The sequence below is a fragment of the Arthrobacter sp. AOP36-C1-22 genome, from assembly GCF_052377515.1.
In the GTDB taxonomy this organism is placed as follows: domain Bacteria; phylum Actinomycetota; class Actinomycetes; order Actinomycetales; family Micrococcaceae; genus Arthrobacter_H.
In genome coordinates this window covers 20,962-38,555 of the sequence record NZ_JBQSWW010000022.1, presented here as the reverse complement: position 1 = coordinate 38,555, position 17,594 = coordinate 20,962, and the positions used below count along the sequence as shown (strand labels likewise).

The following is a 17,594-nucleotide window of genomic DNA, read 5'->3' as shown; positions in this document are numbered from 1 at the left end:
CGTCGGTTCCACCTGGTGTCGCTACAGTGCCTGTTGCAGATCCGCTACGGTTTCGGCACGGACGGGTTCGGTCTTCCGTGAGGTGGCGGAACGGTAGGCGGCGAGGATGGTTTCCACGATGCTGCGGGCATGGTTGTTGCTCACCTGTGGTGAGGCCCCGTTGACGGTAGCCAGGAAGTCGGCCAGCTGGGCGGTGAACCCCGTCTGGATGTTATCCGCCGAGGGGACGTGGAGCGTGCTGCTTTGTCCGTGGTGCCGAATGATGGTCCCGCGGTCGGGGGTGCAGGAGATCGTGCCTTCCTCGCAGATCAACAGGATCTCGTCCAGCCGCTGCGGTGGATCCGAGACGATGACGATGTTGATCTCCACCCCGTTGCGCAGGTGCAAATTCAGGTAGCCGTCGGTCTCGACCTCGACACCGAAACGTGCCAGGGTCCGGGAGTCGACGGTTTCGGCCGCCGAATCAGCGAGCCAGAGTGAGCGGTCGATGCAATGCCCGCCGATGTTCATGAACGCACCGCCGCCGGCCATCACCGGGTCGAAGAACCATGCCGGCCGGGTGCCGGGGCGGTAGTTCGTACTGCGGAAATCACGGATCATCAGCAGCTTTCCCAGCTTCCCGGAGGCCAAGGCCTCGTGGGCGGCAACCTTTTCAGGCAGGAAATGCTGGATATGCCCGACAACGAGTGTCACCCCTGCTTGTTCGCAGGCGCGCATCATGACATCGCAGTCCGCCAGGCTGATGGCCATGGGCTTTTCCACCAGCACATGCAGGCCTGCGTCGGCGGCGTCGAGCACCATTTGCAGATGCAGGGCATGCGGGGTGTTCACGATGACCGCATCCAGTTCCGCCTCAGCGTACATCTTCAGGTAGTCGGTATAGACGGCTGCCCCGGTCAACACGGCGACGTCGGAGGCCGTATCGGGCCGAAGGTCACAGACGGCGACCAGTTCGACGTCGGGCAGCGTGGTGGCTGCCTGTGCATGCAACGGGGCGACGGCACCTGCCCCGATGATTCCTAGACGGATCAATTGCTTACCTCTTAATATGCGTCGTGGACCGTGGTTGATGCGTGGTCCTGATCGTGGGTCGTGACCTTGGGTCGGCACGGCCGGTCCTTAAGAGATGATTATTCAAGCCAATAAAGAATGATTCCAGACGTAATCGTCGACGATTATGATCTGCGCTGCTTTCACGGGTCGACGGAATGCGGATAAAACCATGAAAGACCATGTTTTGTCACAGGACTTCTTCAAGTACCACTTGAATCCTTCTTTTTGACGCTGTGATAGTCGTCTCAACCGAACCGCAGTATCCGCGGTTCACCCTCACGAAAGGTGAATGCCATGGGCAAAACAGCCCGCTATTTTCGCCCCACGGCCCTCCTCCTCGGATCGGCTTTGGTCTTCTCGGTCACCGGTTGCGGCGGCCCCGCCTCCTCCTCGAGCGCCGAAGCACAGGCAGATGACATGACGACTTCCATCGACGGCCAGACGCTGACGTACTGGTCCATGTGGAAGGAAGGCGAAGCCCAGCAGAAGGTCATCGCCTCGGCCATCAAGGACTTCGAGAAGGACACCGGCGCCAAGGTGGACGTGCAGTGGCAAGGTCGCAGCAACACGCAGAAGCTGGTGCCGGCACTGAACACCAACAACGTCCCTGACCTGGTGGACGGGGCCTACGGCAAGTTGGCGACCTCGGTCGGCGACACCGGCCAGGCCCTCGGCCTCGGCAGCACGTACGACGCCGATGTCGACGGCAAGACAGTTTCCGAACTGATTCCGGAGAAGTACCTCAAGAACGCAGACATCTCCGACGAGAACGACCAGCCCTGGATGCTGCCCTATAACTTCAGCTCCGAAGCGTTCTGGTTCAACAAGAAGGACCACCCGGAGATCGCCGCCAACCCACCCAAGACGTGGGACGATTTCATGGCCACCTTGAAGAAGCTCGAGAAAGGCAAGGCCGCGCCGCTGGCAGCGGACGGCGACATCGGCGGTTACAACTCGGCGTGGATCATCAACCTGGTCCTGCGACACGGCGGGCCCGGCTCCTTCAAGAAGCTGGCCGCGGACACGTCCGGTGAGGCCTGGTCCTCCCCCGAGGTCCTGGATTCGGCGAAGAAGGTCGAGGAAATCGCCAAGAGCGGTTACCTGATCAGCGGTTACGACGCCAGCAAGTTCCCCGCCCAGCAGCAGAAATGGGCCACCGGCAAGGCAGACCTGCTGTTGAACGGTTCGTGGATCCCGGCCGAAACCGCGCCTTATGCCTCGAAGGGCTTCGACTACGCCTCTTTCCAGTTCCCCTCCGTTGACGGCAACCCGACCAGCGTCCGCGCCGACTTCGTTGGATTCTCGATCCCGCGCAAGGCCGAGCACGCAGCCGCTGCCGAACAGCTCGCAGTGACCCTGCTGGACAAGAAATACCAGGACCAGTTCGGCGCCAAGGCCAAGGTCTTGCCGATCCGCACCGATGCCACCATCGCCCCGGAAATGCAGGACATCAAGGATGCTGTCGATGAGACCGAGAGCATCAACCTCGCCTTCGACGGCGTGGTCTTCCCCGGCTACCAGGGGAAGATCCTCTGGCCCAATACCGACCAGCTCTTCCTGGGCAAGATCACCGCTGAAGAGTACGTCAAGAAGATGCAGCAGGATCAGAAGCAGTACTGGAAGGACAATGGCTAATGACCTTGACCCCAGTCCAAGAGGTCGGCGCTGAACCGGCCGAGCAGCCCCGGGGCGCACCACGGGGGCGCAAGAAGAAGCAGGAATCCGGCAGTTCCATCGACCGGCAGCGGCGCAAGCTCCTGATCCCGTTCGTCGGGCCAGCGTTCCTGTTCTACACCATCCTGTTCATCGTCCCGTCCATCGGCGCCTTCTGGATCAGCCTGCATAAGTGGTCCGGTTCGGGGCCCATGAAGTTCGTGGGTCTGAAGAACTACTCCCAGGTCTTCCGCGACGACCTGTTCCTCACGTCGTTCGGCAACACCCTGCTCCTGCTCTTCGTCGTCGGCATCGCGATCTTCGTGATCGCCTTCGGGCTGAGCCTGGTGCTGCGGGACATGATGGGCAAGAAGATCGCCCGCTCGGTGATCTTCTTCCCCCACCTGATCAACGCGTTGGTCTTTGGCGTTCTGGCCGGGTTCATCTTCAATCCGGGCGGGCTGGTCAACAAGCTGCTCGAGCCATTGGGGGTCACCGACCCGCCCAAATGGCTCGCCGCGGACAACCTCTTCCCACTGATCATGGTGACCATGGTGGCCACCACCACCGGCTACTTCACCACCATCTTGATGGCCGGAGTGGACCGCATCCCCCCGTATTTCTATGAGGACTGCGCTCTCGCCGGGGCGACCCCGTTCCAGCGGCTGCGCTACGTGATCCTGCCGCTGACCTGGGATGTCTTCGGGACGTGTGCGGTGTTGTGGACGATTTCGTCGATCAAGATCTTCGAGATCATCTGGGTGTTCGGCGGCAGCAGCGGCGCCGGACTCCCTCCGACCGAAACCTGGACGACTGCGGTCTACACCTACGTCACCGCGTTCTCGGGCCAGTCCACGCCGGCCTACGGTGCGGCGACCGCCTCGGCGATCATCTCGCTGGCCCTGATCTCCGTCCTCGTCATCATCCTGCGTCGTGCCATGCGCCGTGACGCCGTCGAATTCTAGGAGGAAGCATGTCTGAAAACCTGGACGTCGCCGTCGTCACTCCCATCCGCAGGAAACGCAATCGTGCCGCAAGCCCCGCCATGGCGGGGGAACGCACCTTTCTGCGCGGTCTGGGGATCACGGTCCTCTGGATCGCCGTCGCCGTCATGATCCTCATGCTGGTGTGGATGGTCGCCCAGTCCTTCCGTGGCACCAGGGAAATCCTGAGCGACCCGTGGGGCATCCCGGCCTCGATGGACTTCACCAACTACGTGAATGCCTGGACCGTGGGCAATTTCGCCCAGGCCACGTGGAACAGCTTCATGACCACCGTGGTCTCCTCCGTGGTGGCCGTGGCGGTGGCGGCACCCGCTGCCTACTATCTGGGCCGCGTCGAGAACAAGCTGACCAATGCGTTGAGCCTGTACTTCATCCTGGGTCTGGGCATCCCCGCCCAGGTGATCCTCATTCCGCTGTTCGTCATGCTCAACAAGGTGTACCTGACCGATAGCCTGCTCGGGCTGAACCTGGTGTATATCGGCATCTCGATGCCGTTCACCGTCTTCCTGCTCACGGCCTTCTTCAGGTCGCTGCCGATCGAGATGGAGGAGGCTGCGGCCCTGGACGGTTCCAATGCGTTTGGAACGTTCTTCCGCATCACCCTCCCGCTGGCCAAGGGCGGCATTTTGACCGCCTTCGTCCTGCAGGTCATCGCGCACTGGAATGAAACCCTGCTGTCGTTGACGCTGATGCAGTCCACCGAGAACTACACCCTCCCGGTGGCTCTCATTTCCTTCATCCAGCAGCAGACCTACTCGGGTGCCGACTGGGGAGGCTTGTTCGCCGGGCTGGTGATCGTCGTCATTCCCATGCTGGTGGTCTACCTCTGGCTGGGGCGCCGCCTGACCGAGGGGTTGACCCTGGGCATGGGCAAGTAGTGAACGTCCCCACTGGCGGCCGGCCGAATATCGTGATCATCATGGCCGACCAGTGGGCCGCCCACGCGCTGGGTTGTGCCGGCTCCGAAATCGTCCAGACTCCTTGTTTGGACGCACTTTCCGGGGCCGGCCTTCGCTTTAACCGCGCATACACCACCTTTCCGCTCTGCGTTCCGGCCCGCAGTTCGCTGGTCGCCGGGCGGTACCCCCACGAGTTGGGCATCTCCGGCAATGCCGGCGTCTCCGAGAAGACCCCGGGCCGCTCCCCCGAAAGCCTGGGGCATTGGTTCACTTCCGCAGGTTATGACTGCGCGTACGCCGGCAAATGGCATGCCCCGGGGGCCAGTGCCGTCGAGGCCGATGGGTTCGACGTGGTCCACCCCTTCGGTGATCTGGGGCTTCCCGAGGCCGCCGACGCCTGGTTGGGGACCCGGCAGCAGCAGGAGAAGCCGTTCTTGCTCTTCGCTTCCTTCGATAACCCCCACACCATTTGCGAATACGCCCGCGGACAGCATCTGCCCTATGGTGATGTCCGCCCGCCGGCTTCCGTCCGCGATGCTCCTCCCCTGCCGGCGAACTTCCCGACACCGCCAGCTAGTCCCCAGGCGTTGACGTACGAACGCACTCAGGCCGAGCCGTCCTACGGGACCTCCGAGTTCACCGCCGATGATTGGCGCCTGTATCGACACACCTATGCCCGACTCATCGAGTGGGCGGACGGACAGATCGGTTCGATCTTGGACTCGCTGGAGGCGCACGGACTGGCCGATGACACCGTAGTGCTCTTCACCAGCGACCACGGAGACGGTGACGCCTCCCACGGCTGGAACCAGAAGACCTCCCTGCAGGAAGAGACCGTCAGGATCCCGCTGCTCATGCGTGGCCCCGATATCGGCGCTTCACAGGTCTCCGAGCAGCTCGTTTCCCTCGGGGTGGATCTGATCCCCACCCTGTGCGGGGTGGCCGGCATTAATGCACCGCCGGGGGCCACCGGGCACGATGTCCTGGCGCAGCCGCGCACCAGCGACGACGGAGTCGCGATCGAAACGGCTTTCGGGACCGGCGACAAAGGCTCCACCTTGGGCCGGGCCTTCATCGGGGAACGGTATAAGTATTCGGTCTATAGTTGGGGCAAATACCGCGAACAGCTCGTGGATCTGATCGCGGATCCGGGCGAAATGCGCAATCTGGCCGCCGAATCGGCCTTCGACGAGGTATTGGAGGACTTCCGCGCCCGGCTGCTCGCCTGGTGCCTGGAGACCGGCGACGAGGCCTTCCTGAAGAAGCTCGTGCTGCCCACCGGGGTGGACCCTGCAGTGCGTGCGGGGATCTACGCGATCCCCTACTGATCCGGGGACGGCGAAGGCCCGGGTTCCTTCCCTGCTGGGAGGAACCCGGGCCTTCTGCACACCCTAGGCTTCGATGAAGCGTTCGACGGCGGTCTCCGGACGAAGCCGATCGGCGGGATCGATGTCCCCGGCAAAGGCCAGCCACTGGTAGAAACGGTCCCCCCGCCTGATCAGCTCCTGGTACAGGCGCAGGCGCAGGTCCTTGAGCACCGGGCGGTAGACCGGGACGTCCACGACGTTGTTCAGCTCGTCGGGGTCGGCCTCCAGATCGTAGAGCTCATCGATCCCCTCCGGATTCGCGATGTATTTATACCGGTAGTCCCGGATCATCCGCTGGGCGTAGGGGAAGTGGTGGCCGTGGAACTCGCAGACGATTTCGGTCCTCCACTCCTGTCCCAGGGGTGCGGTGCAGGCCGGCATCAGCGATTCGCCGCGGATGCCTTCTGCGTTGCCGCCGGCAATGTCGATGAACGACGCCGTGAAATCCTGCAACGAGACGAACTTCTCCTCGCGCCGTCCTTCTTGCCCGGGCTCCGCCACGATCGCGGGGATCCGGTAGATGTCCTCATACATGGCCGGGCCCTTGTCATTCAGGCGATGGGCCCCGGTGAACTCTCCGTGGTCGGCGGTGAACATGGTGACGGTGTCATCGGCCAGCCCCAGCTCGTCCACCACGGCCAGGATGCGGCCGATCTCGTGGTCGATCATGGCGACATAGCCCCAGTACACGGCGGTGAGCTTCTTCCACTCCTCGGTGCTGAAGGACTCCGTGGACCAGTATTCGGCGTAGGTCTGCTGGACCTGAGGTTTGCCGTGGAAGGTTTCGGCGAAGGAACCGGGCAATTCGATATCGCTCGGGTCCACCAAGTCGTACCACTGGCGTGGGATCAGGTACGGAAGGTGAGGACCGAAAATATGGCAGGACAGGAAGAACGGCGTCCCGTCGTCGTTCCCTTCGGCGCCGGTCCCCGCAGCGAATTCCCGCAGCTTGGCGATGGTCTGGTCGGCCAGCCAGGCCTCGAAGGTCGCTTCAGTCGGCTGCTCGGTGATCCCGGCAATCAGGTGTCCCTGCGAACCGTCGGAGGCCGTGGTGTAGACAGGTTCCACGATCTTGAAGGCCGGATGCCCGTGGTCCTCGAGCCACTGAACGTAGTCCGGGTCGTCGAAGGTGTTCAGTGCCCCGGCCAGGTGCTTGCCCTCGAAACCGTAGTATTCCGGTCCGCGATGGCGGCCCACATGCCATTTGCCGACGTGTCCGAGCCGGTAGCCCTGGCGGTGTAGTTCATCGGCGAACGTGGGAGTTCCGTCGGGCAATTCCTCGCGGGCACCGGAATTCCACTCGTAGTTCGCCAACAGTCCGTGCTCGAACGGATGCTTCCCCGTCAGCAACGAGGACCGTGCCGGAGTGCAGATGGCCGTCGGAGTGTAGGCCCGCTCGAACACGGTGCCGCGTTCGGCCATCGCATCCAGATGCGGGGTGTGTTCCGAACTGTTCCCGTAGCAGCCCAGCGTGTCGATGCGCTGCTGATCCGTCATCAGGAACAGGATGTTGCGCTTCTTCTGTGTCGGTTCCAACTCTATTGACCTATGCCTTCTTCGTTTCGACGTACAAGTCGCCGGTGTAGAACGTCTTCGGATCGGCGATCTTGTCGATCTTGTCGTCGGCGAGGAACTGCTCCTCCAAGCCCTTGAGCCATTTGCCGATGGTTCCGTCCTTGGTTTTCTCCTCCAGCTCGGCACTGGTGAAGGTGATCGCGACGTCGACCTGCGGCTTGAGCGTTTCCTCCCCGACCTTCAGGAACTTCGCCGAAGCCGAGAGGCTCTTTTCCGTGTTCTCCTGCCGGAAGTCGTTGGAGGCCTTGACCACGGAAATGAACTTTTGCGCGAGCTCCTTGTCCTTCTCCGCCCGGCCCGCTGCCGCAACGAAGGAGCTGGGGAAGGTCAAGTCGTCCAGGTAGTCCTTATTGGCCGCCAGTTCGACGACGTCCGGGACGCGCTCCTTGATGTTGTCGATCAACGGGTACCACAGGGCCGCTCCGTCGATTTGTCCCGAGGCGAAGGCCGAAACAGCCGTCGAGGGATCCATGGTGACGATGTCGAAGTCCTCGCGCTTCAGGCCCTCCTTCTTGAGGACCAGGTTCAGCAGCTGATCCCCCGACGTCCCCTCGGGGACACCGACCTTCTTGCCCTTCAGGTCCTCCATCGAGGAGATCCCCGGCTGGGCGATGACCCGGTCGGCGTTGGACACGGTGTTCAGCGCCCAGATCTCTGCCTTGCCCGATGCCGGAAGCCACAGGGCTCCCGACCCGATGTACGCGACATCCACATTATTGGTTCCCAGCGCCTGGATCGCCAACGGTCCATTGGTGAAGGGCACGAAGTCGGGCTTCAGCCCGGCCTGATCCCAATACCCTTCTTCGTTGGCCAGGGCGAGCAGGGCGGCGCCGTTATAGTCGGCGATGTAGCCCACCTTGATGGGCATCTTTTCCGCCCCGCCGGACGAGCCGCTGGATTCGGAGCCGGCACAGGCCGTCAGCGCGGCGATGGTGGCGAGGCCGAGGCCACCGGCGAGAAAATCCCGGCGTTTGGTGTTGTTCAGGTTCATGATGCCCTCCAGAGGTGTGCTGAGTGGATGTCGGTGGTGCGGAACGAAAACGAGGCTGGTGCCTTATCCGCTGTTTTCGGTATCGGAGTCCGGCTGGTTGTAGACCGCGTCCCAGACCTGTGAGCGGAGCTCGGAAAATTCGGGGGTCATGCGCAGGTCGTTGTCCCGCGGGTAGGGAAGGCCGACGTCAACCACCTTGTAGATCCTGCCGGGCCGGGCCGCCATGACGATGACCTTCGAGGCCAGATATACGGCTTCGTCGACGTCGTGGGTCACGAACAGGACGGTGCGCCGTTCCCGCCCCCACGTCTCGAGGAGTTGTTCCTGCATATGCACGCGGGTGAGGGCGTCCAGAGCTCCGAAGGGTTCGTCCATGAGCAGGATCTCCGGGTTGACCGCATAGGCGCGGGCAATGGCGCACCGTTGCTTCATCCCGCCGGACAGCTCCTTGGGAAGTGCCTCGGCGAACGCCGTGAGCCCCACCAGTTCCAGATAGTGGTCGACGGTGTGGCGTCGCTGCTTCGCGGGGACTTTCTGTAGTTCCAAACCGAACTCGACGTTCTTGCGTACGGTCAGCCACGGAAACAGTGCGTATTGCTGGAAGATCACCCCGGTGCGCGGGCTCGGACCGGTGACCTCCTCTTCGTCGACGAGGACCCGTCCGCTGGTCGGTTCCAACAGTCCGGCTGCTGCGTTGAGGATGGTGGACTTCCCGCATCCCGAGGGGCCGACGACGGTGACGAACTCCCCGTCGGCGACGTCCAGTGACACATCTTCTACGGCGGTGAAGATCTCTCCGCCGAGCATGAATTCCTGGTGGATGTTTTCGAACTGGATCATCGGCTTGGTGGTCGCACGAGGCATGATCGTCTTCTCTCTATCGTCGTTCTTGCCAGCGCGTGAGGCGGGCCTCAAGCAGCAGGAGGATGCGGTCCATGATCAGCCCCAGCAGACCGATCGCAATCAGGTCCACAAAGATGGTGGGGAGGTCGTAGTACAGCTGCGCCTGTTGCATGCGGAAGCCCAATCCACTGGGTGCGGCGATGAGCTCGGCGGCCACCACGGTGGCCCATGAAGCACCCAAACCCACGCGCATGCCGACGAGGATGAACGGGCTCGACGCCGGCACCACGACTCGTCGGAACACGACGAAGCTGGAAGCTCCCAGAACCCGGGCCGCGTTGATCAGCGTCTTTTCAACGGTCACGACCTCCTGGAACGTCGAGACCACGCAGGTAAGGAACGAGGCCAGGAAGATCACGAAAATCTTCGGTGTCTCGCCGATGCCCATCAGGACGATCGCCAACGGGATGATGGCCAGCGGCGGGACGGTGCGGAAGAACTGGACGTATGGCTCCAGGATGGACCGGAATAACGGGTACCAGCCCATCAGGAAGCCCACGGGGATGGCCAAGAGAACGCCCAGCAGGAAACCGCTCAGCACACGGGCCAGGCTGGCTGCGATATCCGAGATCAAAACCCCTGACTGACCCATTTCCACGCCCTTCGCCGCCACGGCGACGGGCCCGGGGATCACGACCAGACCGCTGGCCGAGACGAGCCACCAGACAGCGATGCCACCGATAACTGCTAGAACGCTGATGATCCGCAAGGTCTGCGTGGACATAGGCTGGCGGGCTTCTTTTCGCGGTGGCCGCGGGCCCGGGGTTTCCTGTGAAGGAATAGTGCCCCGCCCGCTGTCGGCGGGAGCTGTTTGCGATGTCATACAGGTCACACTATCCACTGACGCTACTTACGACAAGCACATTTACCTAAGTCATTTCTGTGCAACAAAAATTCTGGTCGATTCTTATCAAGTTCCGCTAGGCTCCAAGGTATGAATGCCCAGGGTGAACTCTCGACTACCGATAAACGGGTTGTCCAAACACTGCTTCAGGATGGCCCCACGAGTCGTTCTGGTTTGCAGCAGCAGCTGGGTTTTTCGCGTCCCACCATCTCCTCCGCGGTCACTCGTCTCATCGAGCGGGGCCTGTTGGAGGAGGCCGGTCTGGCTGCCTATGGGGCCGGACGCAACGGCAGGCCGCAGGTCCTGTTGCGCCCGCGCAGCACCATTGGAGCCGCGCTGGGAATCGAAGTGGGGCGGGCGCGCGTGGCCGTCACCGTCGCCGCTTTGGACGGAACAGTCCTCGCCCAGAAACTCACCACCTTCGAAGCCGGACCCAGTTTGTCTCACCGGCTAGGTATCGCCCTGCGTTCGGTCCGTGCCCTGATCAGCTCCGGGACCATCACCGCGGATTCGATCATCGGAACGGGTGTGGCGATCTCCGGAAGGCATCTGCCCGCCGCCGATGATCCGGACGCCACCGGCGCAGACCCCGCAGGTTTCCCCCTAGAGCGGCTGCGTCGACTCATCCCCGCCCCGGTCCTCTGGGATAACAACACCCGGTTGGCAGCACTCCGCCATCTGCGGGAGGCCCCTGCCGCGGCCACGACCGGCCTGCTCTACGTCGTCCTCTCGGACGGGATCAGCGCCGGACTGATCGACGGGACCGAGATCTTCCGCGGAGGGCACGGGGCCGCCGGGGAGCTGGGGCACCTGTGCATGGATCCGGCAGGGCCCCTGTGTTGGTGTGGCTCCCGAGGGTGCTTGGAGGCTCTGATCGGTATGGGGGCGATCCTGCGCCGCGCTACCGATCACGGGCTGGAGGTCACCGATCTGTCGGAGCTGTCCGCCCTGGCCGGCGACGGAGAGCAGCGCGCCGTCGAGCTGGTCTCTTGGGCCGGGACGCTGCTGGGTGTGGCATTGTCCAGCGCGACGATGCTCATCGACCCCCGCCGGATCATCCTCAGTGGCCAGTTGGCGCATTTGGGGGTTTCGCTCCACGAAGCTGCCCTCCGGGAACTAACCCGTCGACGCACCGCCGTCTCGCTCCCGGTCCCCGAACTCGTCCTCCACGAAGGCACTCAATACGAGGCCAGCCATGGGGCCGCCCTGCAGGCGCTGCAGCGGTGGGGCACCGATTTCATGGTCGCGATACAGTGACCGCATCCGATCCGAAGGAGAACTCCTTGTCCTGCTGCCATGGTCCGGCCCGCTCCGAGCCAGCCCACACCACCGAGGCTGCTGCTGCCGCCTCTGCCGCACCTGCCGCCGGGCCAGCAACGAAAGAGCATCGCCTGCTCGACACGGTCGAGTTGACCGGCGGAACCTTCAGCATGGGCGACGCCTTTGACGAGGGATACCCCCACGACGGGGAACTTCCGGTCCATGACGTGTCACTCTCGCCCTATTCCATCGATTCCACGACGGTCACCAACGCCGAATTCAACCGTTTCGTTCAGGCCACAGGATTCCGCACGGAGTCCGAGGAGTACGGCTACTCTGCGGTCTTCCATCTGCTGGTCGACGCCGACGACCGCGACATCCTCGGCCGCTCCAGTGATGTGCCCTGGTGGATCACCGTCCGCGGCTCCGACTGGGCCCATCCGCATGGGCCCCGTTCCTCCTGGCGGCAGGAACCGCAGTCGCCGGTGGTCCAGGTCTCGTGGAACGACGCCGTGGCCTACTGCCGGTGGGCCGGAAGGTCCCTGCCCACCGAAGCACAGTGGGAACATGCGGCACGCGGGGGCCTGGAATCTCGCCGCTACGCGTGGGGGAATGAGCTGTTGGCCACCGACGGCGGGCACCTGTGCAATATCTGGCAGGGAAGGTTCCCGGTGCAGAACACCCTCGAGGACGGCTATCTCGGACCTGCTCCGACGGGCACGTTCGCCCCCAACGGGTTCGGCCTCTACGAGATGGCGGGGAACGTCTGGGAATGGTGCGCCGATTGGTTCGACCCCAACTACTACTGCAACTCCCCGCTGAAGGACCCTACCGGGCCAGCTGCCGGCCCCGGGCGGGTGATGCGGGGAGGCTCGTTCCTCTGCCACGATTCCTATTGCAACCGGTACCGGGTCTCAGCACGGTCGGCCAACACCCCGGATTCGGCCAGCAGCAATCTCGGCTTCCGGACCGTTGCACCGGTGGCGCAGCAGCCCCGCTAGACCAGCGGGTTGGCGGCCCGCCCCTCGGTATTGACCAGTACGACGACGGAGTCTTCAGTGACGCCCAGTTCCCGGCGTCGTGCGGTCACGGCCAGGGCGTTCCGGGTCCCTGCCAGCGCTGCGGCCCCGCAGGGTCCAGCATCCTGATCCAGCTCCTCGAGATCCTGAACCCCCCGGCGACATTGGCCTTCGGTGACCCCGACGGCGGCGTCCATTCCGGCGGAGAGCAGCGGCCAGCCCAGTGAGGAAACGCTCCCGCAGTTCAGCCCGGCCATCAGGGTGGGAACCGAGGTATCCACGGTGACGGGCGCCCCGGCCTGCAACGATCGGGTCAGGCAGGCCGCGGAGTCCGGTTCCACCCCGAGCAGGGCCGGCCCTGGGCCTGGGCGGCTTCGATAATGTTCCACGAGCGCCTGGGCCAAGGAACCCACCCCCACCGGGCAGGCCAGCAGATCCGGGCTGACCCCCTGAGCCTGAAGGGCGTCGTCGATCTCGCGGAACAGGGTGGTGTATCCGTCGACGATCCACTGCGGGGCCTGGGTGTACCCCTCCCAGGCGGTGTCCTGGATCAGCACATCCCTCTCGCTGCCCTCGACCGAAGCGGCGGCCCTGGCCACGACGTCGTCGTACACTGCCTCCTCTTCCACGAGGCGGGCGCCTTCGCCCCTGATCCCCTCCAGCGCGGCGACTCCGAGTCCAGCGGGAACATGGATTCGGGCCTCCACCCCGAGCAGCCGGGCCATCCGGGCGATGGCCCGGCCATGGTTGCCATCCGTTGCCGTGACGAGCACCGGCAGCTTTCCCGGCGCGCCCTCTTGGCGCAAGAGTCCGGCCAGTCGAGGCACGGTCATCCTCTCGGGGTCCTGGCCCAGACGCTGGCAGAGCGCCCGGCACACGGCCCAGGAGGCGCCGAGGATCTTGAAGGCCGGCAGCCCCAACCTGCTGGATTCGTCCTTGAGCAGGACGCGCCCCACCCGCAGTTCGGCGGCCAGCGACGGCAGCTCAACCAGGGGCGTGGGCGCATAGCCGGCCAAGCTGCGGTGGTAGTCCAGCCCCGATCCCGCTGCTGTGGTCCGCCACCTCTTGGCGGCTGGACGGGAATACCAGGTGCTGGGTTCGCCCATGGTCATGTCTCCCTTGTGGAACGGGACACCGGGCCCGGCATCCCTGACGCGGTGTAGTGCTAGACGGCAGTGTTCTCACCGATGACGGCGGCGATGGCGTCGATTTCGATACGCTTCTCCCCCCGGAACCGGGAGACCTGCACGGTGGTCCTGGGCGGAAGGGAATGTCCTTCCAGCCGGAACAGATAGGCCTCATTGAACTCATCGAATTCATCGAAATCCGCCACGAAAACGGTCAGCTTCAGCAGGCTCGTCAGCGAGGCCCCGGCCTGGGCCAGGACCTCTTCGAGGTGGTCGAAGGCGGCGGCCACCTGATCGGTCATCGTGACCGGGGTGCTGCCATCGGCCAACGTGGGGACCTGTCCGCAGGCGTAGACGACACCGCCGAACACCGCCGCTGCCGAATAGGGGCGGACCTTCGAGTCCTGGTGCCAGTGGCGTTCGATCTCAGGCATTGTCTTCTCCTACCAGATATCCCTCGGCGGCGGCCTTGATGGTCTTCCACAGTCGTCCGTCCACCGGCAATCCGATGGCCCACGCATTTTCACGGCGTTGGGCCAGCTCCTCCGGGGTATGGAGGGCGAAGTTGTCGTCGGGGACCTCGTCCAGGGTGCGGATGAGGGTCCCGGGTTCCGCCCCGCCGACGGGGACAAAGGCCTCGGAAGTGACCCTGACCTGTCCCACGTAGCCGGCGGGGGTGGCGATACGAGTGCCATGGTGGCTTGCGGTGCCACGAGTGAGCCGAGCGACCATGACCGTCTTCCCACAACGGACTGCCGCGGCCAGTAGCGGGGCGTCTAGCAAACCGGCCTCGAGGTCGATTTCCGGGGCGACGACCACGTTGCCCTCCCGGGCCGTTGCCAGTTCGATGAGCATCGTGCCGTGCATCAGCGGCGCGACGTCAATTTTCGAGTCGATCACGTAACGGTGACCGCCGTCGTATTCGCTCCGTTCAAACGCCAGCGCGGGGGCGCTCCAGTTCAGCTGTTTCAGGCAGTCCAGCAGCTCGGCGAAACCGGTGCCGTAGTGGACCTGGGAGAAAAGCACCTGGTGGGCGGCCGCATGGGCCACCGAAGTGCAGGCCCCGTGGGCCACCATGGCCCGGAAGGCGTACTCCCTGATTTCGCGGACCGCGATGCGCACGATCCGGTCCTCGGTGCCGTCCATGTGTTCCCTCGTTTCGATGTGTTCGGAGATCACTGCCACCATCATGCATCCTTTCCGACGAAGACCTTGTCGAAAAGGTCGAGCCAGTTTTCCCCGAGCACCCCGCGGATGGTGGACTCCTGGAGTCCGACCTTCTGCAGGCCCTCGGTCAATTGCGGGAAATCTTCCGGTCCGGCGAACCAATGCGGCCAGGCCGGCCATTCGGGAGCCGGTTGGGTCGGTGGCTGCCAGCGTCCGTTGCGCAGGTACCCCACATAGTCCTGGCCCCAGTTCCGGGTGCAGTCGCTGCCCAGGCCCACCCGGTCGGGTCCGTAGTCGTCGACCATCCGGGCGACCATGGTGCAGAACTGTTCCAGACTCGTCGTCTCCCCGCCGAGCACGATCGGATACAGGCAGGCCCCGATCATTCCGCCCCGGTCGGTGACGGCACGGATGACCTCGTCGGGTTTGTTCCGCGGGTTGTCCACGAACCAGGTGGGATTCGAATGCGTGATGGCAATGGGTGCCGAGGAGGCCTCGACGGCATCCAACGAGGTGCGGTTGCCGACGTGTGAGAGATCCACCAGCATGCCCACCCGGTTCATCTCGGCGATGATGTTCGCCCCGAATCGGGTCAGACCCGAATCCGAGGGTTCGTAGCAGGAGCCGCCGACCAGGTTCTGGATGTTGTAGGTCAGCTGGGCAATGCGCACCCCCAGCTTGTGGAAGACCTCCACCATCCGGAAGTCATCGCCGAAGGAGCTGGTGTTCTGCAGCCCCATCAGCACGGCCACCCGGCCCTCGGCCTTGGCCCTGCGGATATCCGCGGCGTTGTGGGCGAGGAAGGCCAGATCGGCGTTGCGGGCGGCGAGTTGGTACCAGTCCCCGATCTCCTGCAGCGTTTCCAGGGGTCCGTGGTAGACGGCGCAGGTGGCGTTGACGCCGCTGACACCGCCGTCGATCAGTTCCTGCAGGACGGCACGGTCCCAATTATTGATCTGCAGGCCGTCCACGACGGTGGCCTGTTCATGAAGGGCGGTCATGCCGTTGCCTCCGGGGTGGGGCGCTGGGTGAAGAGCCAGTCATCGGTGATGCTGCCGTCCTTCAGATCGGCGATCCGCGGACCGCCGGAGAGCAGTGTCACGCGCAGCCAGTCGGTGGACTGCGGCGTGTAGTTTTCCATGCCGTAGACCGAGAGCTGGTAGCGCTGGACGTTCAACGGCAGGAATTCGGCACCGCGCAGATTATCGTGGACCTCGCCGTAGGCCAGCGGCCCGATGTTCTGGACCCGGGCGGTGAACTGGCGGTGCCAGGGGTGGGACAGCAGGAACTCGGCCACGCTGGTCCCGGCGTCGGCGGCCAGGAGGTCGCGGCGCAGTTCGGCGACGGCACGGGCAATATCGACGCCGTGTTGGACGTTCTCCCCGGGGTCCCGTCCGTGCACTCCCCTGCGTGGTTCCTCGTTGTCCGCCGAGGAGAACCAGAAGTAGCGGTTCTGGGCCGGATCGGCGAAGTCGTGGTCGGCCACCCACTCGTAGTCGGTGTCGATGAGGTGGGCCAGTTCCGCGCAGCTCATGCCCGGAGCCAAGGGCCTGGACTCATCACAGCGCAGCCGGGCTTCTACTTCCGCGTCGAGGTCGCCGGTCAGTTCGGTGAGGATCGTGGCGACGAGACCACGCTCCTCGGGCCCGGAGGCGGCGGCCGCCGCGTGCAGGGCCTTCCAGATCCGATTCGTCTCGGTACCCCGGAAGCTCCCGGTGGAGGACCAGCGACGCAGATCCTCCAGCAGCGGACGCACCCGGTCTGCCAGTTCCGGTCCCGGCAGGAACGGCTGGGAGACATCCAGGTCCTGCTCCTCGAGGTAGTCCATGGCGCGGTCGAACAGTTCAAGCACCCGGACCACCTCCGGGTCCGTGGTTTCGGTGCTGCGACCGGTGACCTCGGCCAGCGGCAGCTCGCGCAGTTCGGCCCACGCGTTGAGCACCTCGGGGTGGTTGATGGCGTAGGGCACCATGCCCAGACCCGTCGCGTTGCCCATGCCGAGGTAGTGGCGCCAGCCCCCGGTCAGGGTGGCGGCGTCAGGGTTGCGGTGCCGGGCACAGGCCTCGACGAGGTTGTAGCTGAATTCGCGCAGCAACCAGGCCGAGAGCATATGCGCCCGGTAGGGGGCCGAGAAGGGGTGGGCGTCGGTGAGGTGTTCGTAGTCGGCCAGACCGCATTTGCCGTTGCTGTAGAACGCGGTGCTGCGGATGACATACGGCGACCCCCCGAATTTCGCGCTGTCGGGCTGTTCACCGTGGGCCAGGCGATCGGCGACGTATTCAAAGAACCGTTCGCTGCGGTTGGCGCGGGTCCAGATGATCGAGCCGGGTTCGGCCCGGCCACGCTCCTGCAGCGGGACCTGGGTCCGGAGCCGGGCCAACCGCTCCTCATCGACGGTTCCCTCCACCAGGGCAGCGGTGATGTCCCACGCCTTGGCGATCACCCGGTCGGTGTGTTCGCCGGTCTTCTGCGAGAAGATGACGAAGCTGAACGTCATGGATTCGGCACGAATCCGGTAGACGGCGTCTCCGCAGCCATCGGCGTCGATGTCGAAGTGGGTGCGTTTGATCTTCCACCCCCGGGCCGTGGCGCGGCGGATCATGGTGCGGATGAAGCTGTGCCGGGTGGCGCGGGCTCCTCCCATGTCGGCGGGGTCCATCACTTCACGTGCGGGGCGCAGCTCCGAGGGCGACGGCAGTCGCAGCGCCGGTTCGCTGATCGATGCGGACATT

At 64.3% G+C, this 17,594-nt stretch carries 16 protein-coding genes; 6 read left to right on the top strand and 10 right to left on the bottom strand.

What is annotated here, in order from left to right; all coding sequences use genetic code 11:
- Nucleotides 1–21: 21 nt before the first annotated feature.
- Entirely contained in the window at nt 22–1,032 is a 1,011-nt protein-coding gene (locus ACT3S6_RS12165; protein WP_443384171.1) for a Gfo/Idh/MocA family protein, read from the bottom strand.
- Between the two features lie 315 nt (nt 1,033–1,347).
- On the opposite strand from ACT3S6_RS12165, the gene ACT3S6_RS12160 reads away from it, so the two are divergent.
- The 4 genes from ACT3S6_RS12160 to ACT3S6_RS12145 are packed head-to-tail and all read left to right on the top strand — an operon-like array spanning nt 1,348 to nt 5,937.
- Nucleotides 1,348–2,688, top strand: coding sequence for an ABC transporter substrate-binding protein (locus ACT3S6_RS12160; RefSeq protein WP_444555166.1), 1,341 nt, complete (start codon nt 1,348–1,350; stop codon nt 2,686–2,688).
- Complete coding sequence (locus ACT3S6_RS12155; protein WP_443384308.1) at nt 2,688–3,671, top strand: carbohydrate ABC transporter permease; 984 nt, start codon at nt 2,688–2,690, stop codon at nt 3,669–3,671. Before ACT3S6_RS12160 ends, ACT3S6_RS12155 begins: the two co-directional genes overlap by 1 nt.
- Nucleotides 3,672–3,679: 8 nt before the next feature.
- Nucleotides 3,680–4,588 (top strand): carbohydrate ABC transporter permease, encoded by a 909-nt coding sequence (locus ACT3S6_RS12150; RefSeq protein ID WP_443359120.1) that lies wholly within the window; start codon nt 3,680–3,682, stop codon nt 4,586–4,588.
- Nucleotides 4,588–5,937 carry a sulfatase family protein gene (locus tag ACT3S6_RS12145; RefSeq protein ID WP_444555165.1) on the top strand — a complete coding sequence of 450 codons (1,350 nt, stop codon included), beginning with the start codon at nt 4,588–4,590 and terminating at the stop codon, nt 5,935–5,937. Before ACT3S6_RS12150 ends, ACT3S6_RS12145 begins: the two co-directional genes overlap by 1 nt.
- Nucleotides 5,938–6,000: 63 nt before the next feature.
- Here the strand turns inward: ACT3S6_RS12145 and ACT3S6_RS12140 are convergent, their stop codons facing one another.
- From ACT3S6_RS12140 to ACT3S6_RS12125, 4 genes are all read right to left on the bottom strand, one after another.
- Complete coding sequence (locus tag ACT3S6_RS12140; protein ID WP_444555164.1) at nt 6,001–7,512, bottom strand: sulfatase-like hydrolase/transferase; 1,512 nt, start codon at nt 7,510–7,512, stop codon at nt 6,001–6,003.
- 10 nt (nt 7,513–7,522) lie between these two features.
- Nucleotides 7,523–8,542 carry an aliphatic sulfonate ABC transporter substrate-binding protein gene (locus ACT3S6_RS12135; RefSeq protein ID WP_086994324.1) on the bottom strand — a complete coding sequence of 340 codons (1,020 nt, stop codon included), beginning with the start codon at nt 8,540–8,542 and terminating at the stop codon, nt 7,523–7,525.
- 63 nt (nt 8,543–8,605) lie between these two features.
- On the bottom strand, nt 8,606–9,406 hold the full coding sequence (locus tag ACT3S6_RS12130; RefSeq protein WP_086994322.1) for an ABC transporter ATP-binding protein: 801 nt from the start codon (nt 9,404–9,406) through the stop codon (nt 8,606–8,608).
- Between the two features lie 13 nt (nt 9,407–9,419).
- Nucleotides 9,420–10,169 carry an ABC transporter permease gene (locus tag ACT3S6_RS12125; protein WP_443384030.1) on the bottom strand — a complete coding sequence of 250 codons (750 nt, stop codon included), beginning with the start codon at nt 10,167–10,169 and terminating at the stop codon, nt 9,420–9,422.
- A 210-nt stretch (nt 10,170–10,379) separates the two neighbouring features.
- Between ACT3S6_RS12125 and ACT3S6_RS12120 the strand changes: the two genes are divergently transcribed.
- Both ACT3S6_RS12120 and ACT3S6_RS12115 read left to right on the top strand, forming a co-directional pair.
- Entirely contained in the window at nt 10,380–11,546 is a 1,167-nt protein-coding gene (locus tag ACT3S6_RS12120) for an ROK family protein (RefSeq protein ID WP_443384029.1), read from the top strand.
- Nucleotides 11,543–12,550: a formylglycine-generating enzyme family protein gene (locus ACT3S6_RS12115; protein ID WP_443384028.1), complete on the top strand. Its 1,008-nt coding sequence runs from the start codon at nt 11,543–11,545 to the stop codon at nt 12,548–12,550. Before ACT3S6_RS12120 ends, ACT3S6_RS12115 begins: the two co-directional genes overlap by 4 nt.
- Here ACT3S6_RS12115 and ACT3S6_RS12110 read toward each other — a convergent pair.
- The 5 genes from ACT3S6_RS12110 to ACT3S6_RS12090 are packed head-to-tail and all read right to left on the bottom strand — an operon-like array spanning nt 12,547 to nt 17,593.
- Entirely contained in the window at nt 12,547–13,674 is a 1,128-nt protein-coding gene (locus tag ACT3S6_RS12110) for a diaminopropionate ammonia-lyase (RefSeq protein ID WP_443384027.1), read from the bottom strand. The two genes, ACT3S6_RS12115 and ACT3S6_RS12110, sit on opposite strands and share 4 nt — an antisense overlap.
- 59 nt (nt 13,675–13,733) lie before the next feature.
- Complete coding sequence (locus ACT3S6_RS12105; RefSeq protein ID WP_444555163.1) at nt 13,734–14,129, bottom strand: RidA family protein; 396 nt, start codon at nt 14,127–14,129, stop codon at nt 13,734–13,736.
- A complete protein-coding gene (locus ACT3S6_RS12100) occupies nt 14,122–14,886 on the bottom strand; it encodes a hypothetical protein (RefSeq protein ID WP_444555162.1) in 765 nt (254 codons plus the stop codon). Before ACT3S6_RS12100 ends, ACT3S6_RS12105 begins: the two co-directional genes overlap by 8 nt.
- Nucleotides 14,883–15,863: a membrane dipeptidase gene (locus tag ACT3S6_RS12095; protein ID WP_443384024.1), complete on the bottom strand. Its 981-nt coding sequence runs from the start codon at nt 15,861–15,863 to the stop codon at nt 14,883–14,885. Before ACT3S6_RS12095 ends, ACT3S6_RS12100 begins: the two co-directional genes overlap by 4 nt.
- The gene (locus ACT3S6_RS12090; protein WP_443384023.1) at nt 15,860–17,593 is read right to left on the bottom strand and encodes a hypothetical protein; all 1,734 of its coding nucleotides are present in this window, start codon (nt 17,591–17,593) and stop codon (nt 15,860–15,862) included. The genes ACT3S6_RS12095 and ACT3S6_RS12090 overlap by 4 nt, the downstream gene beginning before the upstream one ends.
- Nucleotide 17,594: the final 1 nt, after the last annotated feature.